General features: G+C 57.0%; 19 protein-coding genes. 9 read left to right on the forward strand and 10 right to left on the reverse strand.

What is annotated here, in order from left to right:
* The first annotated feature begins 34 nt into the window (after positions 1–34).
* From ffh to QZ460_RS06535, 4 genes are all read left to right on the forward strand, one after another.
* The gene (gene ffh / locus QZ460_RS06520) at positions 35–1,366 is read left to right on the forward strand and encodes a signal recognition particle protein (protein ID WP_290540772.1); all 1,332 of its coding nucleotides are present in this window, start codon (positions 35–37) and stop codon (positions 1,364–1,366) included.
* A 657-nt stretch (positions 1,367–2,023) separates the two neighbouring features.
* Entirely contained in the window at positions 2,024–2,905 is an 882-nt protein-coding gene (gene era / locus QZ460_RS06525; protein WP_290540773.1) for a GTPase Era, read from the forward strand.
* A 42-nt stretch (positions 2,906–2,947) separates the two neighbouring features.
* Positions 2,948–4,936 carry a tetratricopeptide repeat protein gene (locus QZ460_RS06530; RefSeq protein WP_290540774.1) on the forward strand — a complete coding sequence of 663 codons (1,989 nt, stop codon included), beginning with the start codon at positions 2,948–2,950 and terminating at the stop codon, positions 4,934–4,936.
* A gap of 16 nt (positions 4,937–4,952) precedes the next feature.
* On the forward strand, positions 4,953–6,341 hold the full coding sequence (locus QZ460_RS06535) for an MFS transporter (RefSeq protein WP_290540775.1): 1,389 nt from the start codon (positions 4,953–4,955) through the stop codon (positions 6,339–6,341).
* Positions 6,342–6,428: 87 nt separating this feature from the next.
* Here QZ460_RS06535 and QZ460_RS06540 read toward each other — a convergent pair whose 3' ends face one another.
* From QZ460_RS06540 to QZ460_RS06550, 3 genes are all read right to left on the reverse strand, one after another.
* Positions 6,429–7,571 (reverse strand): glycosyltransferase, encoded by a 1,143-nt coding sequence (locus QZ460_RS06540; protein ID WP_290540776.1) that lies wholly within the window; start codon positions 7,569–7,571, stop codon positions 6,429–6,431.
* A gap of 395 nt (positions 7,572–7,966) precedes the next feature.
* Positions 7,967–8,506, reverse strand: coding sequence for a ferritin-like domain-containing protein (locus QZ460_RS06545; protein ID WP_290540777.1), 540 nt, complete (start codon positions 8,504–8,506; stop codon positions 7,967–7,969).
* A 72-nt stretch (positions 8,507–8,578) separates the two neighbouring features.
* Positions 8,579–9,307, reverse strand: a complete 729-nt coding sequence (locus QZ460_RS06550) for an acyl-ACP thioesterase domain-containing protein (protein WP_290540778.1) — start codon at positions 9,305–9,307, stop codon at positions 8,579–8,581.
* 85 nt (positions 9,308–9,392) lie between these two features.
* Here QZ460_RS06550 and QZ460_RS06555 point away from each other — a divergent pair, with 85 nt between their 5' ends.
* The 5 genes from QZ460_RS06555 to QZ460_RS06575 all read left to right on the forward strand — a co-directional run bounded on the left by QZ460_RS06555 (position 9,393) and on the right by QZ460_RS06575 (position 16,134).
* Positions 9,393–10,004: a hypothetical protein gene (locus QZ460_RS06555; RefSeq protein WP_290540779.1), complete on the forward strand. Its 612-nt coding sequence runs from the start codon at positions 9,393–9,395 to the stop codon at positions 10,002–10,004.
* Between the two features lie 144 nt (positions 10,005–10,148).
* A complete protein-coding gene (locus tag QZ460_RS06560) occupies positions 10,149–10,862 on the forward strand; it encodes a DUF2975 domain-containing protein (protein WP_290540780.1) in 714 nt (237 codons plus the stop codon).
* A 51-nt stretch (positions 10,863–10,913) separates the two neighbouring features.
* Positions 10,914–11,135, forward strand: coding sequence for a helix-turn-helix transcriptional regulator (locus tag QZ460_RS06565; RefSeq protein ID WP_290540781.1), 222 nt, complete (start codon positions 10,914–10,916; stop codon positions 11,133–11,135).
* Positions 11,136–11,169: 34 nt separating this feature from the next.
* Positions 11,170–13,968: a pitrilysin family protein gene (locus QZ460_RS06570; RefSeq protein WP_290540832.1), complete on the forward strand. Its 2,799-nt coding sequence runs from the start codon at positions 11,170–11,172 to the stop codon at positions 13,966–13,968.
* Between the two features lie 120 nt (positions 13,969–14,088).
* Positions 14,089–16,134, forward strand: coding sequence for an LTA synthase family protein (locus QZ460_RS06575; RefSeq protein ID WP_290540782.1), 2,046 nt, complete (start codon positions 14,089–14,091; stop codon positions 16,132–16,134).
* Positions 16,135–16,215: 81 nt separating this feature from the next.
* Here the strand turns inward: QZ460_RS06575 and QZ460_RS06580 are convergent, their stop codons facing one another.
* The 7 genes from QZ460_RS06580 to QZ460_RS06610 all read right to left on the reverse strand — a co-directional run bounded on the left by QZ460_RS06580 (position 16,216) and on the right by QZ460_RS06610 (position 26,736).
* Positions 16,216–17,448 (reverse strand): DUF5689 domain-containing protein, encoded by a 1,233-nt coding sequence (locus QZ460_RS06580; protein ID WP_290540783.1) that lies wholly within the window; start codon positions 17,446–17,448, stop codon positions 16,216–16,218.
* An 18-nt stretch (positions 17,449–17,466) separates the two neighbouring features.
* Positions 17,467–20,304, reverse strand: coding sequence for a TonB-dependent receptor (locus QZ460_RS06585; protein ID WP_290540784.1), 2,838 nt, complete (start codon positions 20,302–20,304; stop codon positions 17,467–17,469).
* A gap of 18 nt (positions 20,305–20,322) precedes the next feature.
* Positions 20,323–21,357, reverse strand: a complete 1,035-nt coding sequence (locus QZ460_RS06590; protein WP_290540785.1) for an endonuclease/exonuclease/phosphatase family protein — start codon at positions 21,355–21,357, stop codon at positions 20,323–20,325.
* A gap of 34 nt (positions 21,358–21,391) precedes the next feature.
* Positions 21,392–22,603: a DNA/RNA non-specific endonuclease gene (locus QZ460_RS06595; protein ID WP_290540786.1), complete on the reverse strand. Its 1,212-nt coding sequence runs from the start codon at positions 22,601–22,603 to the stop codon at positions 21,392–21,394.
* A 134-nt stretch (positions 22,604–22,737) separates the two neighbouring features.
* Positions 22,738–25,062: a DUF5689 domain-containing protein gene (locus QZ460_RS06600; RefSeq protein ID WP_290540787.1), complete on the reverse strand. Its 2,325-nt coding sequence runs from the start codon at positions 25,060–25,062 to the stop codon at positions 22,738–22,740.
* A gap of 246 nt (positions 25,063–25,308) precedes the next feature.
* A complete protein-coding gene (locus QZ460_RS06605) occupies positions 25,309–25,776 on the reverse strand; it encodes a DUF4293 domain-containing protein (RefSeq protein WP_290540788.1) in 468 nt (155 codons plus the stop codon).
* Complete coding sequence (locus QZ460_RS06610) at positions 25,777–26,736, reverse strand: glycosyltransferase family 2 protein (protein WP_290540789.1); 960 nt, start codon at positions 26,734–26,736, stop codon at positions 25,777–25,779.
* Position 26,737: the final 1 nt, after the last annotated feature.

Below are 26,737 nucleotides of genomic sequence, written 5' to 3' on the forward strand. Positions count from 1 at the left end.
TGATTATCTTTGTGCTCGGATAATTTCAGAAGTCATGTTTGAAAACTTAACAGATAAACTCGAACGGTCGTTCAAAATCCTCAAAGGCGAGGGACGCATCACCGAAATCAACGTCGCGGAGACGCTCAAGGAGATCCGCCGAGCGCTGATCGACGCCGACGTCAACTACAAGGTCGCCAAGACATTTACCGACGAAGTGAAGCAGAAGGCCTTGGGGCAGGACGTGTTGAAAGCCGTCAAGCCGGGACAGATGATGACCAAGATCGTCCGCGACGAGCTGGCCGAACTGATGGGCGGAACAGCCACGGACATCCGCCTGGAGGGCACTCCGGCGGTGATCCTCATCGCAGGTTTGCAGGGATCGGGCAAGACGACCTTCTCGGGCAAGCTGGCTTCGATGCTCAAGTCGAAGAAGGGCCGTCAGGTGCTGCTGGTGGCTGGCGACGTCTACCGTCCCGCGGCCATCGACCAGCTGAAAGTGCTCGGCGGGCAGATCGGCGTGGAGGTCTACACCGAGGAGGGTAACCGAAATCCCGTAGAGATTGCCGAAAACGGTATCCGATATGCCCGTCAGAACAACTGCAACGTGGTGATTGTCGATACCGCGGGCCGTCTGGCCGTGGACGAGGCCATGATGCAGGAGATCACGGCCATCAAGGCCGCTGTGAAGCCCTCGGAAACGCTGTTCGTAGTCGACGCCATGACGGGTCAGGACGCCGTGAACACCGCTCGGGAGTTCAACGAGCGGCTGGACTTCGACGGCGTGGTCCTCACCAAACTCGACGGCGACACGCGCGGCGGTGCGGCCATTTCGATCCGTTCGGTGGTCAACAAACCCCTCAAGTTCATTTCGAGCGGCGAGAAGATGGACGCCCTGCAGGTGTTCCACCCCGAGCGCATGGCCGACCGGATTCTGGGCATGGGCGACGTGGTGTCGCTCGTGGAGCGCGCACAGGAGCAGTTCGACGAGGAGGAGGCCCGGAAACTGAAGAAAAAACTGGTGAAGAACCAGTTCAACTTCAACGACTTCATCACGCAGATTCAGCAGATCAAGAAGATGGGCAACCTCAAGGACCTTGCGTCGATGCTCCCCGGCATGGGCAAGATGCTCAAGAATGTGGAGATTCCGGACGATGTCTTCAAGCAGACCGAGGCGATCATCTCGTCGATGACCCCCGCCGAGCGCGAGCATCCCGAGATCATCAACGCACGTCGGCGTGAACGCATCGCCAAGGGTTCGGGAACGACGATGGCAGATGTCAACCGACTGATGAAACAGTTCGACGACACGCGCAAGATGATGAAGGCCGTGGCCGGCGGCGGCATGAAGATCCCCAAAATGCCCGGCGGAATGATGCGCCGATAGGCTGTATGGCACACAAGACTTCATAACAAAAAGGCTCTCGTTTTCGGGAGCCTTTTTGCAAAATGGGCCTTCAGACAACACAACGACGCTTTCCGTCGAGGCTCCTGCCGCGATCGGGAGGGGCTGACAGGAGGAGGCAGGCGAGCGGCGCGGAACAGGGGAGCCGGCAGGTCTCCCGGTCGAGATGACAAGTGGCGGCGAGGCAGGGAGGCAGGAGGTGGCCCCCGGTCGAGATGACAAGCGGCGGGCAGGAGGCGGAGACTTCTCCGGGAGGAAAAGCAAGCGTTAGCGCAGTGGGTGGCAGAAGGCGGCCCCCGTTCGAAACAGCAAGCGGAGAAGAGGCAGCCTTCCCCGCTCGAAACAGCAAGCGGAGAGGCCGTGGATAACAGGCGGAGAATTCTCCGGGAGGAAAAGCAAAGAGGGAGGTTTTACCGAATGCCAAGAGGGCATGGATTTCCGGCAGGCAGGCGCAAGCCAAACGGGGAGAATTGATCAAAGCGGAATTTTGCATCCGTCCAATGGCAAAACACACAACATGCGGGTAAACTCCGTTCATCCGCATCCGAAGAAAAGCCCAGGTGGGGTTACATATTGTAGGACAAATATAGGATAAATTCGAATAAATCCCTACCTTTGTCTGCGAATAAAGCTAAAGAAATGCACCGTTCCGGCTTCGTAAATATCATCGGCAATCCCAACGTGGGAAAATCGACGCTGATGAACGCCCTCGTGGGCGAAAAACTCTCGATCATAACCGCCAAGGCGCAGACAACTCGTCACCGTATCATGGGCATCGTGTCGGGCGAGGATTTCCAGATCGTATACTCCGACACGCCCGGTATTCTGAAACCCTCGTACAAGTTGCAGGAGTCGATGATGAAGTTCGTGACGAACGCCCTGACAGATGCCGACGTGATTCTCTACGTCACCGACACCGTGGAGCAGAGTGAACGATCGGCCGAAATCGTCGACAACATCCGCCGGAGCGGTATCCCGACCATCGTCGTCATCAACAAGATCGACCTCACGACACCCGAGGCTCTCGAAGTTCTGGTCGACAAATGGCAGGCCGAAATACCCGGAGCACAGGTCGTACCCGCTTCGGCCAAGGAGAATTTCAACATCGAAGGGCTGTTTCAGACCATTCTCTCACTGCTGCCCGAAGGTCCGGCGTTCTACCCCAAGGAGACGCTCACGGACAAGACACTGCGCTTCTTCGCGTCGGAGATCATCCGCGAGAAGATCCTCAAATTCTACGACAAGGAGATCCCCTACTGCTGCGAGATCGAAATCGAAAGCTACAAGGAGGAGCCGACGATCGACCGAATAGCGGCGACGATCTACGTCTCCCGCGACTCGCAGAAGGGCATTCTGATCGGTCACAAGGGCGAGAAGCTGAAGAGAGTCGGGCAGAAGGCGCGCGAAGACATGGAACAGTTCCTCGGAAAGAAGGTTTTCCTCCAGCTCTTCGTCAAGGTCAGCGACGACTGGCGCAACAACGAGAGGCAATTACGCAGGTTCGGATACGAGCAGGAATAATAAATCGCACGGAAGCCCGTTAAAAAAGCAAAATAAGTCAGCATGCGGAAACTCATAGCCGGAATCATATTGGGAACAGCCCTGCTGTGCGGAACGAAAGCCCTCGCACAGTACAACCGGGAATATTTTTTCTGGGTCGGGCGTTCGTGCATGATGAACAACGACTATCAGGAGGCCATACGCACGCTCAACACCCTGCTGCGCTTCGACGAGGACGCATTCGAAGGCTACTTCCTGCGCGGCATCGCCAAATACAACCTCGACGACCTGCTGGGTGCCGAAGACGATTTCTCGACGGCCATACGCCTCAATCCCGTCTACACGCAGGCCTACACCTACCGCGCCATCACCCGCTCGCGGCTGGGAAACTACGACGACGCCCTGCAGGATTTCCGCGAAGCCATCGAGCTGCGCCCCGACCTGCCCGGACCCTATTACAGCCGCGGCGTGACGCGCCTGCTGAACCAGCAGTTCAGGGAGGCCATCGACGATTTCGACAAGTTCATCCGTCAGGAAAACAAGGTGGCCGACGCCTTCATCTGCCGGGGGTTGAGCTACCTCCACCTGAAAGACACCACGAACGCCTACCGGAATTTCAATACCGCGATTATCACCAACCGCGAGAACCCCAACGGCTACAACCGCCGCGGCGGGCTGTACCTCCAGCAGGAACAGTACAAGGAGGCCGAGGCGGACTTCAACAAGGCCATCGAGTGCGATTCGGCCTACCTGCTCTCCTATTTCAACCGCGCGCTGGTCTACAACGCCACCAACCGCCCGATGCAGGCACTGGCCGATTTCGACAAGGTCATACAGCTCGATTCGACCAACTCGCTGACCTATTTCAACCGCGCGATGCTGCGTACGCAGATCGGAGACTACAACCGCGCGCTGGAGGATTACGACAAGGTGGCGCTCTACGCACCCAACAATGTGCTGGTCTACTACAACCGTGCGGGCGTATACGCCCAGCTAGGTGAGATCGAGCGCGCCGTGGAGGACTACTCCTCGGCCATCAAGCTGTATCCCGACTTCGCCAACGCCTACATCTACCGCGGACGTCTGCGCGAACTGCTCCGCGACCCCCAGGGAGCCAAAGAGGACCGCTCGATCGCACAGCGGAAAATCGCGGAATACCGCTCGCGGCTCAACGACAGCACCTATTCGATCTACGCCGACACCACACAGCGCTTCGACCGCCTGCTCTCGTTCGACAGCAAGTTTGCCGGAGGCAGCTTCGACCGCATCACGGGCCACAACGGCGGCCACGAGGAGATGCGTCTGCTGCCCCTGTTCAAGTTTACGCTGATGCGACCCGACTCGGTTCCCGCAGCGAAACCCTATCACCTGCAGCGCGTCGACGATTTCAAGAAGCGCATCGACAACCAATACCTCACCCTCTCGTGCCGCGAGAGCAACATCGCCCCCGACACGCTGGTGATGCTCGACAAGCACTACGTGCAGGAACTCAAGACGAACGATCCTTCGTGGACCGTGCTCTTCGAACGCGCCGTCACGCAGTCGCTCATCAAGCAGTACACCAATTCGGTGGGAACCTATTCATCGGCCATCGAGTTGAACCCCTCGAACCCGTTCCTCTACCTGAACCGTTCGACAACACGCGCCGAGATGATCGACTTCATCTCGTCGATCGACAACTCCTACCAGCGGATCACGATCGACTCGGATCCGGCAAACCGCCTGAACAACAACTCGAAACGGACGTACAACTACGACGAGGCGGTGGCCGACCTGAACAAGGCCGTGAAGCTCTTCCCCGACTTCGCCTATGCCTACTACAACCGCGCCAACCTGCGGGCCCTCTCGGGAAGGCTGCCCGAGGCTTTCGAGGACTACACCAAGGCCATCTCACTCAACCCCGCATTCGCCGAGGCATACTACAACCGAGGAATCATCCAGCTGTTCATGAAAGACACCCGCAAGGGATGTCTCGACCTCTCGAAAGCCGGAGAACTGGGGGTAACCGAAGCCTATGAGGTGCTGAAACGATACGCATCACGGGACAACTAACTCAACACATAAAAATATGTCAGAAACTATCCAACGTAAACTCAACGACTCGCCCGCGGCCCGATGGACGGCGTTGTTGCTCATCGCGTCCACGATGTTTTTCGGGTACATGTTCGTCGACCTGATGTCCCCGCTGCAAAGCATGATCGAGACACAGCGCGGATGGACTCCCGACGTATTCGGCATGTACGGAAGTTCGGAGTTCATTCTCAACGTCTTCGGATTTCTGATCCTCGCAGGCATCATCCTCGACAAGATGGGCGTGCGCTTCACCGGCCAACTGTCGGCTTCGCTGATGTTCATCGGCGCCTGTCTGAAATACTACGCCGTGAGCGACGCTTTCGTGGGTTCGCCCGTAGAAACGTGGCTCGGCGCGTGGTGGACCTCCTTCCCCGCCTCGGCAAAACTGGCCTCGCTGGGATTCATGATCTTCGGATGCGGCATGGAAATGGCCGGAATCACCGTATCAAAAGCCATCGCCAAATGGTTCGAAGGAAAGGAGATAGCTCTGGCAATGGGACTGGAAATGGCCATTGCCCGAGTCGGTGTCTTCGCCATATTCTCCATTTCGCCCTGGCTCGCCGACATGGCTCCCGCAACGGTCGTCAGACCCGTGGCTTTCTGCACGGTGCTGCTGCTGATCGGACTGCTGACGTTCGTGATCTTCTCCTTCATGGACCGCAAGCTGGACAAACAACTGGGCCTCGACAGCCGCGGAGAAGCCGGCAGCGAGGAGGAATTCAAGATCAGCGACCTGAAATACATCCTGAGCAGCAAGGTGTTCTGGATCATCGCCGTCCTCTGCGTGCTCTACTACTCAGCCATCTTCCCCTTCCAGCGCTTCGCCACCAACATGCTGGAGAGCAACCTCGGCGTATCGGCCCAGACCGCAGCCGACATTTTCCGCTGGTTCCCGATGGGCGCGGCCGCCATCACCCCCTTCCTGGGCCGCTACCTCGACCACAAGGGCAAGGGCGCCACGATGCTCATCCTGGGAGCAATCCTGATGATCGCATGCCACCTGACCTTCGCCTTCGTACTCCCGGAATTCCCGAGCAAACCCGTCGCCTACGGATCGATCGTCCTGCTCGGCATCTCGTTCTCGCTGGTCCCGGCGGCTCTCTGGCCCTCGGTGCCCAAGATCGTGGAGACGCGCTATCTGGGTTCCGCCTATTCGCTGATATTCTGGATCCAGAACATCGGTCTGTGTCTGTTCCCGATGCTCTTCGGCTTCGCACTCAAATATTTCAACGCCGGACGCACTGAGGGAATGCCCTACGACTACACCCGTCCGATGCTGATTTTCGTCGCATGCGGCGTGCTGGCCATGCTGCTGGGACTGTGGCTCAAGGCGGAAGACCGCAAAAAGAAATACGGACTGGAACAGCCCAATATCAAGAAGTAGCCCAAGCTACACCCGAATAAATGAAGAAAGGCCCGGGAGTGCAATGCACTTCCGGGCCTGTTTTTCAGAAGGGAGGAGGGGGAGGGCCTATTTCGGCGCCACAAGTCCGTAGAGTTCCGCAATGCGGCTGCACATCTCCTCCCACGAAAATCGCCGACGCTCCGTGATGCAGTTCTCCCGGAAACGGGTCAGCGCATCGCCCGCGTACATGCGGTCCATCGCCGCGGCAACCCCTTCGGCCGTCGGTGCGGCGACGTAGCCCACGCGCCCGTCGGGGACAACCTCGGGCAGTCCGCCGACCGCCGTCACGACCATCGGCACACAGAACTGATAGGCGATCTGTGTCACGCCGCTCTGCGTGGCGGTCTTGTAGGGCTGGACGACGAAATCCGCCGCCGAGAAATAATACTTCACGTCGTCATCGGGGATAAACCGGTCGTGGAGCAGCACCTCATCCTGCAATCCGTTGTCGGCAATCCGCTTCAGATAGGGTTCCCGGGCGGTATAGAACTCCCCCGCCACGATCAGCCGGCGGCGGCCGGTGCGGCCTGCGCGCCGGAGCTGCGCCCAGGCATCGAGCAACAGGTCAAGACCCTTGTAATCGCGGATCAGCCCGAAGAAAAGCACGTAGCTGTTCGCGGGATCCAGCCCCAGGCGCATGCACGCCTCCAAGCGGTCGACCCGCTCGCCGAAGTTCTCGAAGAGCGGATGCGGCGAAAACAGGGCCGGAGCGTCGCTGTATGCGCGGAGTTCGCGGTGGACCTGCTCGGACATGTAGACGAAACCGTCCACCGAACGCAGGAAGTAGCGGTTGAAGGGTTTGTCGGTCAGATGATGCTCGTGCGGCTCGACATTGTCGATCTGACACAGCAGCTTCGTATGGCCGTTGCTGCGTGCGATGCGGGCAATGGTCCCGAAGCAGGGGGCCATGAAAGGAGTCCAGTACTTCATCAGCACGAAATCGGGACGCTCGCGGCGGATACGACGACCGACGCGCACCCAGTTCAGCGGATTCATCGTATTGACGCAGCGGCAGATGCGAAGGTCCGCAGGCGGAGGCGTCGCAACCGTCTGGCTCGCGCCGGGAAACAGCAGCGAGGGATATTGCAGCGTGAAAGTCTTGATGTCGACCTCGTCACCACGCCGCTGGAATGTGCGGGCCATGATCTCCATGATCGAGGCCAGGCCCCCGCGGTAGGGATGGGCCGGTCCTAAAATCGTTATTTTCATCGTATCAGAGCATTCCGGCTATTTCTTACCATTCATTCGATCCGCCGACCCGGAGTCCGAAACCGCATCGACCGGCCGACCGGCCGACCGGCTGGCGAGCAGATCGGCAGGCTGGCAGGCCGGAAGACCGGAAGACCGGAAGACTGGCGGGCTGGCAGACTGGCAGACTGGCAGGTCAACTGACCGGTCAACTGACCGGCAGGCCGGCAGGCCGGCAAGTCGATCGATCGGCAGGCTGCCACGCCACGACTTCCGCCCCGGGAGGGACTCGTGCGTCGGCCGGGGTTTGCACGGGTTTCCGCGAATGATTCAGGTACAAAGATAACCGAAAAAACGGGACCCCGGCAAAAGGATTCCGTTTTTTGCGTCAGGAGGGCTTCACGCCGCACGGAGCGCTACTCGCCGCCGGGATGGCCGAGGCGCTTCGACGTCTGCTTGCTGCCGGCGACCGACTGCAGCGCGAGGTACTTCTCGCCGTAGTCGAGCACGTGCTGCAACTCGGTGCGGAAGGTGTCGAGGTGCTCCTCCTCCTCGGCGAGAATCTCCTGGAACATCTTGTGCGTCACGGCGTCCTCATGCTCCGCGGCGGTGCGCGAGGCTTCGTTGTAGCCCTCGATCGTACTCTGCTCCAGCTGCATGGCCATGCGCAGCATCTCCCGCACGTCGGTGACCTGCCGGGTGCGGAACGCGGCGTTCATGTCCACGTCGCCCTGCAGAAACAGGATGCGGTCGGAGAACTCCTCGATATGGCGCATCTCGGCAATCGAAATCTCGCGCAGGATCTTCGAAAGGTATCGGTAGCGCTTGTCTTCGAGATGGGTGTGGAAATACATGTACTGCAACGAAGTGGCGATCTCCTTGCCCACGGCATCGTTCAGCAGGTCGATGCTTACCTGGTACTTGTTTTTCACGTGTGTTTCGGTCATATGCTCCATGATGAAAAAAGGTTTTGCAGCCGTAACTGCAAAACCCGTTCCACAAACGCCCTGGGAAAACCCTCCCCGCGCCTATTTCCACTCGATGGAGGCCCGCACGGCGGCCGCAGCCCCGTCGCCCGAAATTTCGAACAGCGCCGAACGCTCGCGCAGTTCGCACCCCACCGTCAGCATCTGCCCGAAACGGCACTCCTTCAGGAAATGGATGTCCAGCCGCACGGGCGCCTCCCAAGCCAGCATGTCGACGGGCAGCATGTCGAGCATCATTTCGATATAGCGCATCGTGTTGACGTGGCGGTTGAAGTCGATGTCGCTGTAAACCACCCGGTGTTCAACCGTAGCAGTGGGGCTTACCGAACGGATCTTGCGCGGCTTGTCCGTCGGGGGTGCGGCATCGACGAGGGCGTCGGCATGAGCCTCGCCGACCCACGAGAGGTCGACCGCCGAACGGCTCTGCAGGTCGATCATCGCCCACTGCGTCACGGCCCGGCCGAATTCGCGGCCGGCACCATCGGTCAGCGTGAAGTTTCGCGTCGAGAGCACCCGGCCGTAGTCGCTGATCCATGTCGCCACGGTGTAATCGGTATATTGCATGGGCTGGCTGTCGCATTCGACGGCCATGCGCGAAAGCACCCACGAATGGTTGTCGGCATTCAGCACATCGACTCCGAAGCCTTTCCCGTAGGCATCGACGCCCGCGGTATTGAGTATCGATCTGCCCAGCGAGGGGATTGTCGCCCGCAGGGTGAAATCGACATCCTGCGGTTCAACCCGATAATTATAGCGAGATTTTTCGGCCATTGTATTGAATTTTACAATCGTAGGGCAAAGATACGCTTTTTTTTATTATATTTGTTTTTGATATTAACCCTTAAACCATTCTGTCATGGAAACGAAAACACTCAACTTCGGAGAAACCCTCAGAGACGCCATCACCATCGGCATAAAGAATGCCCCTTCGGTGATCGCCGCGGTGGCGCTATGGCTCGTCACGATCTGGATACCCTATCTCAACGTGGGAACCACGATCGCCATCACCCTACTGCCCACACAGCTGGCAAAAGGTGATATTGTCAACCCCCTGGGCATTTTCGACAGCAAGTACCGCCGCTACATGGGCGAATACTTCATCACGATGGGGCTGATGACCTTCTCGACACTCGTCGGCGTGCTCTTCGCCTTCGTCCCGGCCATCGTCATCTCGATCGCATGGACGCTCTCCTACTATTTCCTCTTCGAAAAGGGCAAAAATCCGATAGAGGCCATCAAGGCTTCGAACGAAGCCACCTACGGCAGCAAATGGACCATATTCTTCGTAGTACTGAGCGCCATCATCCTGTTCAGCTTCGTATTCTCCATCGCCATGACGATCTGCAACATGATCGACGTCGCCTTCATCAGCTTCATCGTCATGTTCACCATCGTCGTGCTGACCATCTCGATCTCGATGGCAATCAGCGCATCATTCTGGAAACAACTCAAAGACAACGTGGAATAAAGCCTCCAGACTCCGCGCAAGGACGATACCCCGTATCGTCCTTTTTTTGGCTCCGAAGAAGAAGATTATCGAAAAACGATAAATATTATTTGTTTTTCGAAAATTAATCCTATCTTTGCAACTGTAAAACCAAAATAGGAACACATGCAGAACAAAAAATCGCTCCTGCAACGCCTGCTGGTCATCTACATTACGTTTTTCATCGTACTCGCGGCAAGCATCGCCCACGGAATCCTGCCCAACTTCTCGCGGGGTGCGGCGGAAGGCGTGGAACTCGGCAACAACATAGCCGAAAAGCAGAAGGCCGGCAGCCCGCGCATGATCTACATGCTGGATGACATCCGGGTGACGCAACAGCCCGAAACAGCCGTCGACATAACCCCGGCTCCGGGCATGGAAATCAAGGCCAACATCCGCAAACTCGGCCTCGTCGTCGAGCAGAACGCTCCGGACGCATCCCTGCTGGGACTGGCATTCCGATCGATCGGCGGCAGCATCTGGCTCTATGCCCTGGTCATGCTATGCCCGATCCTCTATCTGGCCATCATCGTACTGATGTTCGTGATCATCCACTCGCTGCGCCAATCGATCCGCGAAGAACGCGCGCTCGACAAACGCAACGTCTGCTATCTGCGCGCAATAGGAGTGCTGACGATCCTCACCGAACTGATCAGCGACACCGTGGACTGGGCGATGAACCGCCGAGCGGCCGAACTGCTCGCTGAAAGCGGATACACCGTCGACGCCGGATTTCACGTCTCCTATGCGATGATCATCATGGGAATCCTGATCCTTTTCGCCGCCGAGGTTTTCGCCATCGGACAGAACTTGAGCGAAGAGCAGAAACTGACCATCTAAGACAGACGACATGAAAGTAATGCAACCGATAAAAGGGGGGGGGACGGCTTTATGGCGATAATCATAAACATAGACGTAATGATGGCCAAACGCAAGATGTCGCTCGGAGAACTGGCCGAACGGGTCGACATCACGCCCGCAAACCTCTCGATCCTCAAGAACGGAAAGGCCAGGGCCATCCGGTTTTCCACGCTCGAAGCAATCTGCCGCGAGCTGGAATGCCAGCCCGGGGATATCATCGAATACCGCCCCGAAGAGAAACAGGAACAATAACCTTTATACCAATATGCCCATGAAAAAATTATTGATGCTGGCCGTCGCGGCTTTCGCCGCCAGCAGTGCCGTGGCACAGATGAATCAGCCGATTCCCGCCGATCCGGAGCTCCGAACCGGAAAACTGGAAAACGGGATGACCTATTACATCCGCCACAACGAAAAACCAAAAGGACAGGCCGACTTTTACATCCTCCACAATGTGGGTGCCATTCAGGAAAGCGACTCGCAGCAGGGTCTCGCCCATTTCCTGGAGCACATGGCATTCAACGGAACCAAGAACCTCCCGGGAAAAATGCTCACGGAGTATCTGGAGACCGTAGGCGTGAAATTCGGAGCCAACCTCAACGCAGGAACCAGCTGGGATTACACGTGCTACAACATGAAGGACGTCCCAACCTCGCGCGAGGGAATCATCGACTCGGCGCTGCTGGTCCTGCACGACTGGTCGCACTTCATCGCGCTGGAGCCCTCAGAAATAGACTCGGAGCGCGGCGTGATCATGGAGGAGCTGCGCACGCGCGACGGCGCCGAGTGGCGTTCGTTGATGAAGATGCTGCAGGCCCTGGGAAAAGGCTCGAAATACGAGCACCGCAACCTGATCGGCTATCTCGACGGGCTGAAGAACTTCCAACACAAGGAACTGGAGGATTTCTACAAACAATGGTACCGTCCCAATTACCAGGCCGTTATTGTTGCGGGTGACATCGATGTAGACGCCGTGGAGTCCAAGATCAAGTCGCTGATGGCCGACATCCCGGCTCCCGACGCAGGGGCTTCGCAGAAGGAGACCATCGTGGTCCCCGACAACCAAGAGCCGATCGTCAGCATCTACACCGATCCGGAGATGCAGGGCACGAAGGTACAGCTCTTCATCAAGCGCCCGGCACTCCCCAAACAGCTCGCCAACACGGTGCTGGCCGAGGCCAACAACGTGATCGAGGCCTACATGGTCACGATGGAGAACGCACGTCTGCAGGAGATCGCCATGCAGCCCGACGCTCCGTTCCTCGGTGCCGGCATGAGCTCGGGTGACGTTATCGGCGTGATCCCGACGCTCAACGCCACGGTATTCGTGGCCATGACCGAGGACGGGAAGCTCGCCCGCGGCTTCGAGACCCTCTACACCGAAATGGAGAAGGTGCGTCGCTACGGATTCACGCAGGGCGAGTTCGAACGCGCCCAGGAGAACCTGATGCGTCAGGCCGAACGTTCATATGCCAACCGCAACGACCGACGCAACGCCGAATTCGTGCAGACCTATCTGAACAACTACCAGAAGAATCACCCCATGCCCGACGCCAAGACCGAATGGCAGATCGACAGCATGCTGATCAAGATGCTCAACGTGGAGGCCGTCAATGCCTTCGCAAAGCAGACCATTCTCCCGACGAATCAGGTGATTGTGATCACAGCTCCCGAGAAGGAGGGCATCGCGGCCCCCACGGCAGAGGAGATGCTCGCCATCCGCGACAAGGTGACCGCATCGGAGGTAACGGCCTATGAGGACAATGTGGTCAAGGAACCGCTGATCGCAGAAGGAACCGAGCTCAAAGGATCGCACGTGAAGAAGACGGTCGAAGACAAAGTGCTCGGAACGACGGAGTGGACGCTGGCCAACGGCGCGAAGGTCGTCGTGAAACCCACGACCTTCAAGGCCGACGAAGTACGTCTGGGCGTAACCGGCAAGGGAGGCCTGTCGCTGCTCTCGGACGAGGAGTTCTACATGGGCCAGGTAATGCCCGCCGTGAACTCGATGTCGGGTGTCGGCAAATTCTCGGCCACGGAACTCAAGAAGCAGCTTTCGGGTAAAACCGCGTCGGTACAGCCCTCGGTGGAGAACTACGCCAGCGCCATGGGCGGCATCTGCTCGCCCAAGGATATCGAAACGATGCTCCAGCTGCTCTACCTCAACTTCACCCAGCCCCGGTTCAACAAGGACGACATGGACAATCTCACGAAGATGCTCATCGCCCAGCTCGCCAATGCCAAGTCGAACCCCGACTTCCTGATGCAGGAGAAGGTCTCCGACGTGATCTTCGACCACAATCCCCGTCGTCGGATCATATCGACCGAAATCGTCGAGAAGTTCGACTTCGACCAGCTGCCCGGCATCTACGCGAAGCTCTACCCCGGAGCCAAAGGATTCGTCTTCACGTTCGTGGGCAACATAGACCCCGAAACGCTCAAGCCCCTCGTGGAGAAATACATCGGATCGATTCCCGCCGCCCGCAAACCGATCGATTACGTCGACGACAAGGCCTATCCCGTGAAAGGCCAGGTCGAGGAGGAGTTCACGACCCCGATGCAGCAGCCGAAGGTCTCGATCAACTACTACTTCTCGGGAGACATGCCCTACTCGCTCAAGAACAAAATGGCGATGTCGTTCCTGACGCAGGCTCTCAATTCGCGCTATCTCGTTTCGATCCGCGAGGAGAAGGGCGGAACCTACGGCGTACACGTTCAGGGTTCGACGGACTACATCCCCCGCGAAACCTACGGCATGACCATTGCGTTCGACACCAATGAGAAGATGGCCGACGAACTGAGCGAGATCGTGATGAAGGAGCTCGAGCAGATCGCAGCCAACGGCCCCAAGAACGAGGACATCGAGAAACACCGCGAATTCATGCTCAAGAGCTGGAAGAACAGTCTCGAACAGAACGGATCATGGATGGGCTACATCCAGAGCAAATACGGATCGGGACTGAACTACATCGCCGACTACGAACAGGCGATCCTCGATCTGACCGGCGACGACGTGCAGGCTCTGGCCAAGAAGATCCTCGCTGACGGAAACCTCGTGAAGGTCGTGATGCGTCCGACGAAGTAAGCGACAAAACGAACAGTTTCTCAATCCGTTTGAACAAGGCAGTCACTCCGGTGGCTGCCTTTTCGCTTCCCGAACGGGCTGAAAATCGTTAACTTTGCAACGTTAATCAACAAACTCGTCATGCAAAAAAGTATCCGGCTGGTCTCCGGCCTCTATCTCAAACTGTCGCTGCTGACCGTCGCCGTCGGTCTCGTCTTGCGCGTCGTGCTGCTTTTCAACGAGCAGACCACCTCTCTCGCCTTCTCATTCGGCGAATGGTGCAAAGTCTTCCTGCTGGGAGCCGTGAACGATTTCTGCGCCGCAACGGTGGGATTCGTCTTCCTGTGGCTCTTCATGTTGAGCGTATCGAACACCAAATACAAAAAACCGTGGGGATACATCCTCCTCGCCCTGCTCGTGGCGGCGTTCTGCTACGTGGCGTTCTTCAACACGATCTTCGACGAATACGGAAGCGTCGCCCCGCGGATCGCCCTCTATGTGCTGGGATACTGGGCCGGAAGTTTCGCCCTGCGCCTCTTCCTGCCCGGATTCCGCAATATCTGGACCACGGTCTGGTTCGCCCTCTTCGTCGTCATCTATGCAGGCGCCATCATCTTCAACGGCATCAGCGAATATTTCTTCTGGAGCGAATTCGGCGTCCGCTACAACTTCATCGCCGTCGACTATCTGGTCTACACCAACGAAGTGGTGGGCAACATCATGGAGTCCTATCCCGTTGTGCCGATGACGCTGGGCATCATCATCGTGACGCTGCTCGTGACGTGGTACTGCTTCCGCCGCGAACTCGTGCAGACCGAATACCTGAAAGGCTGGCAATGGAAAGCCCTAAGCGTACCGGCCTACATCGCAGCGCTGTTCGCCGCAATCGGGCTGCTGAACTTCAACACCCGCTTCCAGGACAGCGCCAACGTATACGTCAACGAACTGCAGGCCAACGGGCTCTACAAATTCTACGACGCATTCGTCAAGAACTCGCTCGACTACGAACAGTTCTACCTCACACGTCCCCAGGCCGAGGCCGAAGCCTTCGTGCACGGGGTTTACCAGAGCACGGGCGACAATCTGCACACCGTGTGCGCCGAAGGGGAGGAGATGCACCGCAACATCGTGCTGATCACCATGGAGAGCATGAGCGCCTCGTACATGGAGCGGTTCGGCAACACGGAAAAAATCACTCCCGTGCTCGACTCGCTCTACAAATTAGGGTTGGCCTTCGATCGCGTCTACGCCACGGGCAACCGCACGGTGCGCGGTCTGGAGGCCGTGACGCTTTCGCGCCCGCCCTGCCCGGGACAGAGCATCATCAAGCGTCCGAACAACGCCGGGATGCACTCCACGGGGGCCTTGCTGCGCGACAAGGGCTATAATGTGACCTATTTCTACGGCGGCAACAGCTATTTCGACAACATGGAGACCTTCTTCTCCGGAAACGGGTATGAGATCGTCGACCAGAAAGACTACGAGCCCGAGGAGATCACCTTCGCCAACATCTGGGGCGTCTGCGACGAAGACGCCTACCGGAAGGTCATCCGCACGCTCAACAGGGAGACCCGCAGCGGCAAGCCGTTCTTTGCCCATGTGATGACCGTCAGCAACCACCGTCCCTTCACCTACCCCGCCGGACGGATCCGCATACCCAACGACTCGAAGAGCCGTGCCGGAGGCGTGCTCTACAGCGACTATTCGCTGGGGCAGTTCTTCGCCGAAGCGGCCAGGCAGCCGTGGTTCGAAAACACAATCTTCCTCGTCACGGCCGACCACTGCGCGTCGAGCGCCGGACGCACCGAGATTCCGCTGCAGAAATACCACATCCCGGCACTGATCCTCGCCCCCGGGCTGATCGAGCCCCAGGTGGTCGACGGTATCGTCTCGCAGATCGACCTGATGCCTACCCTGCTGTCGCTGCTCAACATGAGCTACGACTCGCATTTCTACGGCCGCAGCATCTTCGACCCAGCATACGTAAACCGCGCATTCATAGCCACCTATCAGGACCTCGGCTATCTCGAAGGCGATACCTTCACGATTCTGTCGCCCGTGCGCCGCTTCGAGCAGTACCGCGTGGTCCCCACCGAGGAGAATCCCCATCACCTCGAAGCGATGGAGCAGAAGGATGCCGAGCAGGTCGACCGCGCAATCGGATACTACCAGACCTCCTGCAAATAAGGTCCGGGAGCATCTGCCCCCCCCGGCACAAAAAAACTGCGGCCCCATCGGGTCGCAGTTTTTCATTGTCCAAAAGCGGGATCAGTTGTTTCCATCGTAATCATCGCCGCCGTTCTTCACGGGAGGATTCAGCGACGAGGCGGGCGTATTAGCCTTGATCCACTCCTCGGAAAGCAGCGACTCTGCCGGGAAGTCGAGGTCCTCGATGCGGCTCACCGAAATCTGGTACTGCGCCCAGTCGTTCGCTCCGCCCGTGAAATCGCTGCGCTTCGCATAGATGCCGTAGATGCCCAGCACCGTACCTTCCGTGCCGTCCTTCGGGATGGGTTTCATGGCGAACTGGCTGTAACCGCTCGTGCGGATGCTGTAAACACCCGGATCCGAAGTATACTGCGCCTTATCGTCGTAGCTCATCAGCACCGAACCGTAGAGGCGGATATTCTGCTCGCTGTTGTTGTAGGCCCAGCGGTACCACGCGCCGAAGATAGGCGTTCCCCAGTCGGTCACGATCCAGCTCGGATAAGGATTCGAATTCTGGCCGCTCTTAATTCCCGGAGGCGTATCGCCGTTCTGGTTCTTCACGCCCGCATAACGGATCTTAATATTGTTGAAACGCACCAGACGTCCCAGATCCCCCTCGCCAAGCGTCTTATAGGTCGATCCATCGACCTCCTTGATGTCCGAGGCTTCGAGCGTCGTGTATTCGCCGCGGAAGATGTTCAGTGCGGCGACCTTCGGGTTGTCGAGGTTCGAGTTGGCGTAGAACTTGTGGCTGCCGGCCGTATTGATGCCGTCCGAGGGTGCGCCTCCGATCGAAAGCATCATGCGGTAGTTGCCCAGATAAAGCCCGTCGAGACGCACGTAAACCCACTGGCTCTTGATCGGTTCCGCTCCCAGATCGAACAGGAAGTCGAGGTAAAGACCGTTGTAGAGCTTCAGCTCGATACCGGCCGTACCGTCGTAGATATAGAGCGACTTGTAGATGTTGCCCTGACGGTCGCTGCTGATCACCTTACCCTTGATGTAGTAGTTCGCAGCCTCGGGCCAGGACGAAAGACCTTCGAACTTGGTCTCATCGGGGGTGAGGGTTCCGAACTTGAGGGTCTTGGTTGTGGCAAAATTGTCGTTAGTTCCCGTATTGGAGATCGGGCCGAATTTTTTCTTCACCTCGGCAATGGTAATCCGAGTAAGCCCCATTGCGGCCATATCGTCGGCCGTATAGAGCTTCTGCGGAGCCGGAGTGTCGAAATCGTTGTAGCAGCTCACGGACAGCAGACCGACGAGAGCCGCCAATGCTATTTTAAGACTTTTCATAAATTATGCTTTGCGCGATTAGAAACGGAAATAGACATTCAGATAATAGGTCGTACCGAACAGGTAGAAGTACTTCGAGGGGAAGCGGCCGTAAATCTGCTCGCCGCCCTCGCCGCGGACCTTGCTCATACGCATCTGCTCGTAACCGCCCGTGCGGATATTCTGGTCGTTGAGGATGTTCTTCACCTCGAGGCTGAAGCCCAGCATGTAGATCCGGCGGATGTACCAGTTCTTGCCGATATTGGCACTCAGCGTATAGGCGTTGTCGAATTTCTCCTGCCTGCGGATGGTCTTGATCGACGAAATGGCCGAGGCCTTCTGCAGGTTGGTAGCCGTATTGGAGGTCAGCACATTCGTATAATACTTGATAGCGGAGGCCGTACGGTATATCGGGTTCATCGAAAGATAGAGGTTGTCGTAGTAGTTGAAGTTCACCCCGGCGAACCAGTTGCGCGGTCCGCGGTAGTCGAGACCGACGTTGAAAGCCAGCTGCGGCGAACTTTCCACATGATAACCGTCCCAGCTGACCTTGTCCTTCAGGACGATCTTGTTCACGTTGTCAACCGTTTGCACGAAATTGGGATTCGACGTATAGGTATAGTCGCCCCAGCTCAAGGCACCCACAACCGAAAGACCGTTCCACACGGGAACCGAAAGACCCAGCTCGACGCCGTAGTGGCGTTTGTCGATGCCGCTCATGGCAAAGTTGGTGAACGAACTGCGGGTGTCGTCGTAGAAGGAGATGACCTTCGACTGGTCCTCGATCGTCGTATAGTATCCCGAAAGGCGCGCCTTGATGTAGGGCAGGCTGAGGTTATAGGTGAGGTCGGCACCGAACACCTTCTCGGCTTTCAGGCCCGGGGTGGTCGTGTTGCGCGTACGGGGCGACACGAAGGCCGTAGCAAACCGGGGAGCCTGCTGCATGCAGGTAACATTGGCCTCGATCGAATGCGCTCCCGAGAACCTGTAACCCAGCGAAAGTTTCGCATCGTAGGTCAGGTAGTCGAGTTTCTTCGAATCTCCCTTCGAATCGTTGGGGAAGAGCCCCTTGCGCCACATGCCCTCGCGGTACATGTTCGAGTAGCCGACCGAACCGGCAACTCCCAACGAGAAACCGCCGATGCCCCACGTATAGTTGGCCCAGGCATTGGTTTCGAGCAGATGGGCACGGTAGTAGTAACCGTACTTGTCTCCGACACGGGCAATGCGCGCGTGCCCCGTAGCCCAGTAGTAATCCAGGTCGTTCTGATAGGCCTCGGTGCTGGCCATGTCGCGCTCGGCGAACTTGTCGATGTCATACCAATAGTCGCCGCCCAGCAGGTCCTTGACCTCCGAGTAGTAATTCGTGCGGTTGACGCGCAGGTTGGCTCCGCCCACGATGCGCATGTTGTGGCGCATGTTATGCTGCACGTTGACCGCCAGGTTGTAGTCCAGCTGGTCGGTGTGACGCTCCTCGATCATGTAGTTCGAACGGCTCTTGTTGCCCATGAGCTTCGACAGAACGGCGTCCGTCACTTCGACGTTACGCATGTTCGTCCGGAAGAAATCGTCGTAGTCGAGCATGCCGTCCCACACGTTTTTCGCGATGAGGCCGTCCTTCAGGTAAAAATAGATCGTCTCGTCGGTGGTTACCCCCGGCACGACCTGCGTCAGATCCGAATTCGGCATATAGCGGTAGTAGTCGCCGCGCGGATCCGCTCCGGCATTCCACGTCAAGGCCGAATAGCCGTTACGGCCGAAACGAAGCGACGTGGCTGCGTTCAGACGCGTGTTCTCCGACATGTCCCACGTGTAGTTGAGCATCACGATCGGCTCGTGGGTGTTACGCACGCGCGAGTTGCGGAGCTTGCCGGCCTGGTAACCCACATTGGGGTTGTAGTAGTTGTTGCCGAACAGGGCGTAGGCCTCGTCGGTCGATGCCTGCTGCGCTCCGCGCTCCGAAGGCGAAGCCAACAGCGTCAGCGCAAGGCGGTGGTCCTGGCCGAAGAGTTTCTCGACCGAAGCAAAATAGGAATAGGAGTTGTAGTAAACACCGTCCACATAGCCGTTGCCGCCCTGGCGGGTGCCCACCGAAAGGGCATACGACCAGCCGTTGTCGAGCTGTCCCGAGCCGTAGGATACCATCGCACGGAAACGGTACATCTGGTTACCGTTCGAAACGCTCACGCGGAATCCCTTGCGCATCTGCGAGGCGCGGGCGTTGACGTTGGTCATGCCGCCGATGCCGCCGACACCGAAATCCGACGTTTCAAGACCCGTATAGTTCTCCTGGTTACGCGTCGCGTCGTTCAGACCGCTCCACAGCGACCAGGGGCCGTAGCCCGTCATGGCGTCGTTGAAGCGGATGCCGTTCAGGTAGATGTCCGAATATTGCGAATCGTAGCCGCGGACGTTGAAGCGCATCTCGCTGAAACGGTACGATGCGATGTTGTTGAAGAGGTCCTTCGACGAGGAGAGCGACGAAGGCAGCGCCTGCGTGTCCGACGACGAGGAGTCGTTGTCGAATTCGGCGAAAACGGCGTCGTCCAGAACGGCACTCTGACCCGACGGCACGATGACCACCGACTTGAGGTCCTGCACATGCTGGTCGCCCACGCGGACCGTCAGGTTGAGGTCCTCGAAGTCGGGCGTGGAGAAGAGCAGCATATAGCTGCCCGCAGGGAGATTCTCGAAGATGAAGTTGCCGTCCTTGTCGGTCGTGGCCGTCAGACCCAGCGATTCGATCTTCACCTGTACGTTGCTCAAGGCCTCGCGACCGTTGCGCGAAACAACCTTACCGCGGATGCCTCCGTCCTGCGCATAGGACGTGAAGGTCACGGCGGCGAGCATCAGAATAAGTAGAACTTTGAGTTTCATACAAATATTTTAGAGAGTTTATTTGGCAATGTAGATATATACGGGGAAGTGGTCGCTGAAACCGCCCTGGAAATTGTTGCCCACGAACGTACGCAGCGGATAACCCTTGTACTGGCCCTCCTTCTGGATCATGTAGGGACGGCGGAAAATGCCGCCGTAGAACTTCGAGTTGCCCGCCGGACGAATCTTCAGGCTGCCCGTGGAACCCGTGGCGAGGTTCTCCGAAACGATGATATTGTCGAACAGATTCCACTCGTCACGGTAAGCCAGCGTGCCGTGACCCGCTTTCAGCAGACCGATGAAGGGGTTGAACATGTCGCCCTTGCCGACCTCCTTGATCTTGCCCTTGGCGCGCAGGCCCTCGACGATGCTGTCATCCGTGGCATCGTCGTTCAGGTCGCCCATGACGACCACCTTCGTTGCCGGATTGGCCGCGGTCACCGAGTCGACGATGTGCTTCACCTGCTCGGCGGCAGCCAGACGCTTGGGAGCCGAAGCCTCCTTGCCGCCCAGACGCGAGGGCCAGTGGCTCACCAGAAAGAAGAACGGCTCGCTGTCGATCGTGCCCCACATCGTGACGAAATCACGCGTCTTGAAGTTCGGCTGATCGGGCATCCGGAACGGAATGGCGGCGCTGCCCTCCAGTTTGAAAACATCGGGACGGTAGAAGAACCCCACGTCGACACCGCGGGCATCGGGCGAATCGTAATGCACGATGCGGTAGTTGCCGGGCGCCAGTTTCGGCTGCGCGATCACATCCTCCAGCACCGAGCGGTTCTCGATCTCCGACATGCCGATCACCACGGGATAATCCTTATCATCGGCGGCAATGTCGAACAACACCCGTTCGAGATTCCCGAGTTTTTTGGTGTACTTGGACGTATTCCACTTCTTGGGGCCCTCGGGCGTGAACTCCTCATCGAGGACTCCGGGGTCGTGGATGGTGTCGAACAGGTTCTCGAAGTTGTAGAAGACCACTTTGTAGGGCTTCTGCGCAAAGCATGCCACAGCAATCAGCGAGGCAAACAGTCCTGTCAAAAAGATTCTCTTCATAAATGGTTTTTGTGTTAAGGTTCAATTCATCGTTTTACAATCCCTCCCAGTCGGCAGGGTTTTTCTGGCTCTTCACCGCTTCGGCCACAGCCGGGTCGAGGTTGCGGAAAAAGGTGAAGCCCGTTAGCTCCTCGATCTCCTTCACCGAGCGCACTGCGGATCTAAGCGTCGTGCGGGCTCCGTCGCTGTCGTTGGTGAACACGAAGCCGATGGCTTTCAGTTCATCCGCCTTGAACTGGGAGATCTGACGGTTCTCGTTGCCCCGCTGGCGCAACAGCACTTTCCAGCAATGCGACGGCACGGAAATCGGCCCGTTGAGATTGCTGATGGTCTTCGAGTTCTTGAAAGCCGTTCCCGTCACCACATAGAGCGTATCGTAGGTCTGCAAGCCGCCCCAAACCCGGACTTTGCCCTCCAACGAGGCCCAAGTATTCCGATTCAGCTTGCTGTCCTGGGGCATCATGTTGGTGCCGTAGTAGGTCATCCGGTTCGGCTCGTAATTATTGTAGCGCGAGGCCTGGGGAAGCATGTGCCCGCGGTCGTAACCCTTCGCACCGTAACCGCGGCCGCTACCGCCGGTCCCGATGTATTGCTGGTCGCTGATCGGAATCTCGGGCAACTGGTCATTGGGGTCGTAATTGAAATCGTCGACCCGGCTCAAGACGGGCGTTTCGTAGACCTTCTTGAAGATCGGATAAGCCACCCAGTGCGAAACATGCCGTTTGATATCGTAGCAGATCGAATAGTTGCGCAGCTTTCCGCCCGAGAAGAACTGATTGCTCTCAAAGGTCGCATAATAGGTCTTATAAATATAGGTGTCGTCGGAACGGTATTCGGGCTGCTCGCCCCACGAACGATCGTAGTTAATGACGCCCGCGGCCTGCTGCGTCAGTGTCAGAGAGGTGGAATAACCGTTGGTATAGGTTACGTCGATCCGCGCCGTGCGGTCGCCGTCGGAATTGTTTTTGTCCAAATAGAGGTACACCACATCCCCGACGTTTCCGGCGGTGGAGGATACCTGCTTATTCAAATCGAACGAACACCACTCCGTCTCCTCGCCCTGCGAGATGATCGCCGCCTCGAAGGTGACGCCCGCCGGGCCCTGGGTCAAAATCTTGTTCGTTGTGGTTGAACTGCTCACGGTCTCTGCAACGAGCTTTGCGAGGGAGTTTTTGTCGCCCCCATCGTCCTTGCCGCCGCATCCCGCAAACAGGACAAGCATTGCCGACATCGTTACGAGTAGCATGCCTATCTGTTTAATTTTTAACATCATTTAGATCAAAATATAACATTTGGTTCGCTGACCTATTTAGAAACCAAACTCTTGACGGGGAGTTATCCCCGCCAAGAGTGGTTGGTTTTGCAAGTCGGTTTCCTCGACTATTTCGTATAGGTAATCTTCATCCTTTGGATACGGGTCTGGAGATACTTGCCATTATCCGGGTCCGGATTGGAAGTGAATACAAGATTGCTCGAACTGCCGGTCCACGTTGTATCGGTATACACACCTTCGGTCACCAACAGGTTATTGTAATTTCCTGAAGCCATCGTATACTCTACTTTGGTAATCGTAGCACCTGTAATCGTAAGCGTATTGGCGGCATACATTCTGACAGCCGTTCCGGAATTATAATACTTCGTAGCATTCTTACCAGTAGATTGAGCGAAAGTCAGTGTCAGAGGAGATTCTGTAACAGTGGTAACATCTTCCCCATTAGCATATCCCTTGGTCGAGAAATCTATTTCTACCGTGCCTTCATTACCGGAAGAAGGTGCAGCCTGTTTCAACTCAACCGATGCCAATACAGCTCCAGCAGAACCTTTGGCATTCAATGTAGCCGTATAAACAGCAGTACTTGCATTATTACCAACAGCATTGACAACAACCTCGGTAGCAGTATTGCTGACAACCTTGAATTTATCCTTATCCGTGCCGGTGATTTCAAATGTTACCGCGCCTGCGGCTGCATTTGCCGTATATTTGAGAGTCTGTTCTGCAGGGTTTGTAGCAGCAAACTGCGTCGGCTGATCCGTGAAAACAACGGAAGGAGTGGTTGCATTTGCCGAAACCTTGACAGCCAGCGTCGTCAAATATTTCGAGCCGTTCTTGGCCGTCGTTGCGCCGATAAACCAGCCTTCGACATCAATCGTCTGCCCGTTGAACGAAGCGACGTTCAGGTTTGCATTCGGATAGGAAATCGAACCAACAACCTCCGTACCATCAATAGCCACATTGTAATAGTTGCCGTCAACGGTCAGTTTTCCCGTATATTTCACATACTTCATAACGGGAGTATTGAACAGAGCCGTTACTGCCTCGCCTTCGAGCACCGTTGCCGTCTGGGACTTCACCGTACCGTTACCATTCTCAGCAACAGTCAGGCCTTCGGGCGAGAACTGCATCATGCCGTTCTTCTGTTCAACCGTACCGGTCACCGTAACTTTTGTACCTACGGCAGGAATGGTAATGGTAGCACCTTTGATGAACTGATAAACAAGCATCTGACCCGTTGCATCCTCCATCACGAAGCCACTCTGGTAGTTAGCCGCCACAACCGCATTCTCAACCTTGTATTTTCCAGCCTTGGTAATATTCGCGATCGTCGAGGTCACAGGACCGGCCTCCACAAACAACTCGTTCGTCAAACCGGCTACATCCTTCGCATTGCGGGGAGCTACCTGACCGGCACCTTTGAAAATCGAAACCAGACCGCATACATAACCGGATTTCTCGGGGACAACCGTCTCCTTGGCCCAGTTGTTGGTCCCATAGATCGAGAGATCGAACGACCCGCCCGTCTTGACCTCCATCTTGGTAGAGGTATACCCTTTGCCTTCGGAGAACTTTTTACCACGGAATTCCGCCGCAGGCTGAACATCGTTCACGCGCACCAGCTGCGACTCGTATTTGGACAGATCGGCAACAGCCACGGGGATAGGCTCTACATCGACAGCAGCACCCTCCACCTCGGAGAACTGAACAGACGAACCCTCTAGATTCACCTGAAGCACATCAAAGTTGAGCTGAGCCTTGGCTCCCTTGATCGAAGCGGTGATCACCTTGCCCACTCCGAATTCATACGGATTGCCAAAACGGACAATGATACCGGCTCCCGGCTCAGTCGTATTGTCAACCAGCGCGCAGTTGCGGTTACCGGCAAAGCCTCCGGCCTTGACATCCGAAACAACGATACCGGTAAGTGTCAAATCATCGGTAATCACCACACCCTCCTTGGTAGCAAGAGTTTTCAGTTTCTCACGGATGCTCTTCACGTTGGTCTCAACAACAGTCGAACCACCGGCATTCTGCTTCACGGCAATGGACGCCGTCTTGTTCAAAGGAATCCCTTCAAACGTAGAGGATACGGTCAACGTAATATTGGCCGTACGCTCGGCCGTGGCCTTAGCCAGCGTAAAACTCAACTGCGTCGTTCCGGCTTTTCCCGACATGGCGCTCGGTGTACACCACTGCGAATCATCCGGATTGTTAAAGGTCAATATCCATTTCCCGTTCGAAACTACCTCGATCACAGGATCAGCCTTGCCACCCTCAAGGGTTGCGGCAACTGCAGCCGATTCTGCGCCATTGACCGTAATTTCGGGCATCCCCGAATATCCGTCCTCATCATCGTCCGAGCAGGCACTGAAAGCCGTCACGGCCAGCGCTGCAAAGAGCAATGTTTTCCAAAAATTTACTACTTTCATAGAGTTGAGTATTAGTTAAAAAAAGTATTTTTTGCTGCCAAATTTCTTTAAATTAATGATATAAAAACAATATTTGCTCCAAAGTTAAAATTATTTTCCGATTCTACAAAGGTTTGTAACATTCTTTTAATAACCCAATCGGGCCGAATCCCCCGATCCGTTGCGGCCGGAGCGCTGCTCACACGCGAAGACAGAAGCCCCGGAACATGCCTTCGGGCACACTCCGGGTCAGTAGTATCCGCCCGATCAGCGAATCCGGTCGGCGGCACGCACCAGCAGTTCGTCGCGGAAAATAGCCCGGGCCGCCAAATAGGCAAACAGCAGGCAGATCAGCGGCAGCACAATGGCGGGTTTGAAGCCCTGGGTATGGAACGTCAGGTCGGAAAAGACCCGCCAGCTCAAAAAGTAATAGACGCCCTCCATAGCCAGGGAGCCCAACAGCAACACCATTTCCACCACACAGAGGCGGATCTGCAGCAAACGGCGCCGGAACAGAAAGATGGTCGCCACAGGCAGCACGCAGGCCAGAGCCAGGAGAATACCCATATATATGGTAGACTGGACAAGTTCCCCTTCGGAGGTTTTCAACCCGAAGGCGTAAAGGCCGAACTCGCCGGCGTCGCCGGCAAACCACGCCAGCCCCGAAAAGAGCGTCACGGCCATAAGCGCCGCAACAAGCAGCAAATAGAGCGTTTGGATTCGTTGTATCATCATTTACAAAGTTTTGTCGATCAGGTATTTGTTCCGCTCGGAAGACCCTCGGTTGATCAGCTCGCCCAAAAATCCGGCCAAAAACAGCTGAACTCCGAGAATCACGGCCAGGATCGCCAGATAGAACAGCGGCTGGTCGGCAACGGGGCGCAGCGACAGGGCGTGGCTCTGCTTCCAGAGCTTCTCGGCAATGATCCACACCGTCGTGCCGCCGCCGAGCAGGAACATCAGTGTTCCGAGGCTGCCGAAAAAGTACATCGGAGAGCGCCCGAAATGTGTCATGAACAGCACCGTGATCAGGTCCAGATACCCTTTCACCGTGCGTTCGAGCCCGAATTTCGAACTGCCGTACTTGCGGGCGCGATGGTCGACGACCTTCTCGCCGATGCGGCCGAAGCCGGCCTGTTTGGCCAGAAACGGAATGAAGCGGTGCATCTCGCCGTAGACCTCGATGGACTTCACCACCTTGCGGCGGTAGGCTTTCAGCCCGCAGTTGAAATCGTGGAGCCGGATGCCCGATGCTGCCCGGGCCGTCCAGTTGAAAAATTTGCTGGGCCAGCGTTTGCCGATCGGGTCGTGGCGCTTCTTCTTCCACCCCGAGACCAGATCGTAGCCCTCCTCGAGGATCATGCGCCGCAGTTCGGGGATTTCGTCGGGCGAATCCTGCAGGTCGGCGTCCATCGTGACGACGACCTCGCCTTCAGCTGCCGCAAATCCGCAGTAGAGGGCCGCGGACTTGCCGTAGTTGCGCGCAAATCCGATGCCGCGGATGGCCGGATAGAGCGTCTTGAGCCGTTCGACCTCCTCCCACGAGCCGTCCGACGAACCGTCGTCGACCAGAATAAGCTCGTATGAAAACCCCTTTCCGTGCATCACGCGGTCGATCCACGCCGCCAACTCGGGCAGGGACTCCGCCTCGTTGTAGAGCGGCACTACGACCGATATATCCATCCGTTTATCCATC

This window comes from Alistipes sp. (assembly GCF_020026455.1).
Lineage (GTDB): Bacteria > Bacteroidota > Bacteroidia > Bacteroidales > Rikenellaceae > Alistipes.